This window comes from Streptomyces sp. FH025, assembly GCF_017427025.1.
GTDB lineage: Bacteria > Actinomycetota > Actinomycetes > Streptomycetales > Streptomycetaceae > Kitasatospora.
Window position 1 is genome coordinate 1 of sequence record NZ_JAFLNG010000636.1, and the last position, 4,484, is coordinate 4,484.

The 4,484-nt window shown below is 74.1% G+C and carries 4 protein-coding genes; 2 read left to right on the forward strand and 2 right to left on the reverse strand.

Going from position 1 to position 4,484, the window contains the following annotated elements; translation table 11 throughout:
- The first annotated feature begins 473 nt into the window (after positions 1–473).
- Positions 474–1,061: a TerD family protein gene (locus J0670_RS31035; protein WP_207815159.1), complete on the forward strand. Its 588-nt coding sequence runs from the start codon at positions 474–476 to the stop codon at positions 1,059–1,061.
- Positions 1,062–1,103: 42 nt separating this feature from the next.
- Here J0670_RS31035 and J0670_RS31040 read toward each other — a convergent pair whose 3' ends face one another.
- Positions 1,104–2,768: an ABC transporter permease gene (locus J0670_RS31040; RefSeq protein ID WP_243437778.1), complete on the reverse strand. Its 1,665-nt coding sequence runs from the start codon at positions 2,766–2,768 to the stop codon at positions 1,104–1,106.
- The gene (locus J0670_RS31045) at positions 2,765–3,691 is read right to left on the reverse strand and encodes an ABC transporter ATP-binding protein (protein ID WP_207815160.1); all 927 of its coding nucleotides are present in this window, start codon (positions 3,689–3,691) and stop codon (positions 2,765–2,767) included. The genes J0670_RS31040 and J0670_RS31045 overlap by 4 nt, the downstream gene beginning before the upstream one ends.
- A 108-nt stretch (positions 3,692–3,799) precedes the next feature.
- Here J0670_RS31045 and J0670_RS31050 point away from each other — a divergent pair, with 108 nt between their 5' ends.
- Positions 3,800–4,312, forward strand: a complete 513-nt coding sequence (locus J0670_RS31050; RefSeq protein WP_307806776.1) for a MarR family transcriptional regulator — start codon at positions 3,800–3,802, stop codon at positions 4,310–4,312.
- Positions 4,313–4,484: the final 172 nt, after the last annotated feature.

The following is a 4,484-nucleotide window of genomic DNA, read 5'->3' on the forward strand; positions in this document are numbered from 1 at the left end:
AGGCCTGGCCGCCGGGCAGCAGACGGACGGCGGCGAGCGCGCCGCCCGCGCCGAGGCCGGCCCGGAGGAGCCTGCGGCGGCCGAGGCGTGAGGTGGTGGCGGCGGAGGCGGGCGGTGTTCCTTCGTGCTGTTCGGGCATGGGTGGTCCCCCCAGCGTGAGTCGGCGTGGCCCGGGAACGGGAGTGCGCGCGGGGCGCGTACGGAGGAGGCGGCGTCGGTTCCGCTCCGGGCCGCCTCCGAGCCGACCCTAGACGGTGCGCAGCCCGACCGTTCCGCTCCCGTTCACGGCTACGTCAGACGTCCGACCGGCAAATCCATCGGTGTGCGGAGCACCGCCGGAAGTGAGGCGGGAGGACGTGCTGGGTAGGGGTCCTCGACGTACGCCGTCCGATGATCATAGATTTCTGTGGTCATGGAATTCCCCGCACGCGACGGATGCGGGCACGGGCGGCGGCAGGAACGAGGAGGGCACGATGGTCGTTTCGCTGGCCAAGGGACAGAAGATCAGCCTGGAGAAGCCGGGCGGTGGGCAGTTGAGCGTGGTCCGGATGGGCCTGGGCTGGAAGGCCGTGCAGCGCAAGGGTTTCCTGGCCAAGCTGCTCGCCTCCGGTCAGGAGATCGACCTGGACGCCTCGGCGGTGCTGTTCGCCCAGGGGCGGCCGGTGGACGTGGTGTTCTTCCAGCACCTCACCAGCAACGACGGCTCCGTCCGGCACAGCGGGGACAACCTGGTCGGCGGAGCCGGTGACGCGACCGACGACGAGTCGATCGCCGTCGACCTGACCGGGGTGGCGGCCGAGGTCGACCAGATCCTGTTCACCGTCAACTCCTTCACCGGGCAGACCTTCCAGGACGTCGAGGCGGCCTTCTGCCGGCTGGTGGACGAGACCACCGGCGTCGAACTGGCCCGCTACACGCTCACCGGTGGCGGCCCGTACACCGCGCAGATCATGGCCAAGGTGCAGCGCACGCCGGGCGGCTGGCAGATGGCCGCGATCGGCCAGCCGGCCAACGGGCGGACCTTCCAGGACCTGATGCCGGAGCTGGTCAAGCACCTCTGACCGGGCCCGGCCCCCCGGTCCCCGGCCCCCGGCGCCGTGGCGTCAGTCGACGTCCCGGCGCCGGAAGCCGGCCAGCGCGAGCGCGATCAGCGCGGCCGCGACCACGGTGAGGACGGCGAGCGGCGTCCAGTCCATCGCGGCGGCCGGGAGCCGGGGCACCTGGCCGAAGGGGGAGAGCCGGTCCAGGCCCGCGGGGAGTTGCAGCAGCGGGCCGAGGTAGCCGATCACGAAGGCGTACGCGGGCACGGCCCAGGCCAGCGGCATCGCCCGGGGCAGCCAGCCGTACACGGCGGCGGCGAAGCCCACCGTCACCCACAGGGCGGGCGTGAAGGCCAGGGCCGCGCCGGTCAGCCGCAGGAACACGCCCCAGTCGCCGGTGGACAGCGCCCCGGCCAGACCGAAGCCGACGCCCGCCGCGAGCATCACGACGGTGGAGCCCAGCAGCGCCGCCACCAGGTGGGCGCCCAGCCAGCGGGAGCGCGACACCCCGGTGGCCAGCACCGGAACGGCCCTCCCGGCGCTCTCCTCGGCGCGCGGGCGCAGCGTCGCCAGCACCGCGTAGACGCCGCCGACCACGGCGACGACCAGCATCGTCAGCGCGGCGAAGGAGTCGGCGAGCGAGTGGCCGCCGAGCCGGGCCAGTGCCTCCTTGATCTGGTCGACGTCCTTGAGCATCGAGTCGGCGTTGCCGAGCAGCGAGCCGTACATCGCGCCGAGCAGCAGCAGCGCCACCGCGAATCCGCCCAGCAGGCCCCGGTGCAGGCGCAGTGCCAGGCCGAGCGGGGTGCCGAGGGCCGGGCCTCCGGTGGCCGGGCCGGGGCGGGCGGCGCGCAGGCCGGCGCCGAGGTCGCGACGGGTGCTCAGCCCGAACCCGGCCGCCGCGGTGGCGGCGGTCAGCGCGAGCGCGGGCAGCAGCGGCCACCAGCGGTCGTCGACGAAGGGGTAGGTGCGCTGCAGCCAGCCGATCGGGGAGGCCCAGGAGAGCCCGCCACCGCCGGCGTCCCCGGCGGCGCGCAGCGCGTAGGCGGCGCCGAGCACGGCGAGGGCCAGCCCGGAGGAGGTGCGGGCGTGAGCGGAGACCTGGACGGTGACGGCGGCCACGGCCGCGAACAGCAGCCCGCCGGCGGCGGTGGCGGCCCCGAAGAGCAGTGCACCGCCGCCGCTCAGGCCGGGGACGCCGAGGCCCGGCAGGCCGACGGCCAGCAGCAGGCCGAGCGCGAGGTCGGCGACGGCGGCGGTGGCCAGGGCGGCCGTGAGCGGGGCGTGCCGGCCGACGGCTGAGGAGCGGACCAGTTCGGCCCGGCCGCCCTCCTCCTCAGCCCGGGTGTGCCGGGTGACGGTCAGAACGCTCATCACACCGGCGAGGACGGCCAGCAGGCCGAGCAGCCGGTGACCGAGCATGGCGCCCCAGGTGTAGTCGGCCAGGTAGTGGGCCGGGCCGGACATGGCGAGCAGCGCCGGGTTGTCGGAGCCGCGCGCGATCGCGGCGCGGTCGGCGGCGGTCGGGTAGACGGTGTGGACGCTGGTGGCGCTGGACAGGGTGAGCAGCCCGAGGCCGAGCACCCAGACGGGCAGCCGGACCCGGTCGCGGCGCAGCGCGAAGCGCAGCAGGGTGACGGTGCCGGCCAGGGTGGTGCGCTCCCCGGCGCGGTCGGCGCCGCCGCGGCGGACGGCGCGTTCGGCGGTGGTGGTCACAGGGGGTGTCATCGCGCGGCCTCGTCGTCCAGGCGGTGACCGTTGGCGGCCAACTCGTCGCCGTAGTGGCGCAGCATGAGCTCCTCCAGGGTGGGAGGGTGGCTGACCAGGCTGCGCAGCCCGGCCTCGCTCAGTTTCCGTACGGCGGCGTCGAGCCGGGCGCCGTCCACGGCGAAGTGGACGCGCCGGCCGTCGGTGCGCAGGCCGTGCACGCCGTCCAGGGTGTCCAGCCCGGTGACCGGGTGGTCGGTCTCCGCCTCGACGGTGGTGCGGGTGAGGTGGCGCAGTTCGCCGAGGGTGCCGCTCTGCACCACCCGGCCCTGCCGGATGATGCTGACCCGGTCGCCCAGTTTCTCCACCTCGTCCAGGATGTGGCTGGAGAGCAGGACGGTGCGGCCCTGCTCCTTGAGCTGGTGGACGACGTCCTGGAAGACCACCTCCATCAGCGGGTCCAGGCCCGAGGTCGGCTCGTCCAGCAGCAGCAGTTCGGCGTCCGAGGCGAGCGCGGCGACGATGGCGACCTTCTGCCGGTTGCCCTTGGAGTAGCTGCGGCCCTTCTTGGTCGGGTCCAGGTCGAAGCGTTCGATCAGCTCGTCCCGGCGGCGCCGGTCGAGTCGGCCGCGCAGCCGGGAGAGCAGGTCGATGGCCTCGCCGCCGGTGAGGTTGGGCCAGAGCTCGACGTCGCCGGGGACGTAGGCGAGGCGGCGGTGCAGCTCGACGGCGTCTCTCCACGGGTCCTTGCCGAGCAGTCGGGCGCTGCCCCCGTCGGCGCGCAGCAGGCCGAGGAGCACCCGGATCGTGGTGGACTTCCCGGAGCCGTTGGGCCCCAGGAAGCCGTGGACCTCACCGGTCTCGACGGTGAGGTCGAGGCCGTCCAGCGCGGTGGTCCGGCCGAAGGTCTTGCGCAGACCGGACAGGATGATGGCCTTGGTCATGCTTCTGAAGCTAGCGTAATTTCAGAAAAACGTGAATATTGGGAAGGTGGTGAAGTTCGGATCAAGGGGACGGGTGATCAACGGATGACCGCTCGAAAGGGGAGTGCGGTGGAACGGGAGCCGGAGGAGCGGGAGCCGGAGCAGCGGGGCGAGGCGGCCGCGGTGTCGGACTTCGTGGAGCGGTTCGCGGCGGAGCTGGTGGTCGCGGGCATGGGCCGGATGCCGTCCCGGATCTTCTCCTGCCTGATGGCCGAGGAGAGCGGCGTGCTGACCTCCGCCGAGCTCTCCGAGCGGCTGAGGATCAGCCCGGCGGCGGTCTCCGGCGGGATGCGCTACCTGATCCAGGTCGGGCTGGTCGCCAAGGAGCGCGAGCCCGGCTCGCGGCGCGACCGCTACCGGGTGCTCAACGACGTCTGGTTCGAGTCGCTGACCCGGCGCGACGAGCTCATGCTGCGCTGGATCCGGGTGATGAGGGAGGGCGAGGCGACCGTCGGCCCGGGCACGGAGGCGGGCGAGCGCCTGGCGGAGAGCGCGGCGTTCTTCGAGTTCATGATCGACGAGCTGCACGGGATGCTCGGCCGCTGGCGCGCCCACCGGGCGGCGCTCGCGGCGGGGGATTAGCGGGGCTCAGCTCCTCCGGACGCGGGGCGGCCGGATGCGGCCCGGCGATGCGGCCCGGCGGCAGGACGGCCGTCGGGCCGTCCTGCCGCCGGGGGTGCCTTCGCGGCGGGCCGGGGCTACTTCTTCGGCGCGGCCGAGGGCGAGAAGGAGGCGCCCGGGGTGCTGCTCGGTG

Bases quoted from the DNA above. Each gene is read 5' to 3' on its own strand.
- J0670_RS31040 (WP_243437778.1), bottom strand. From the start codon at position 2,768: ATGACACCCCCTGTGACCACCACCGCCGAACGCGCCGTCCGCCGCGGC.
- J0670_RS31035 (WP_207815159.1), top strand. From the start codon at position 474: ATGGTCGTTTCGCTGGCCAAGGGACAGAAGATCAGCCTGGAGAAGCCG.
- J0670_RS31045 (WP_207815160.1), bottom strand. From the start codon at position 3,691: ATGACCAAGGCCATCATCCTGTCCGGTCTGCGCAAGACCTTCGGCCGG.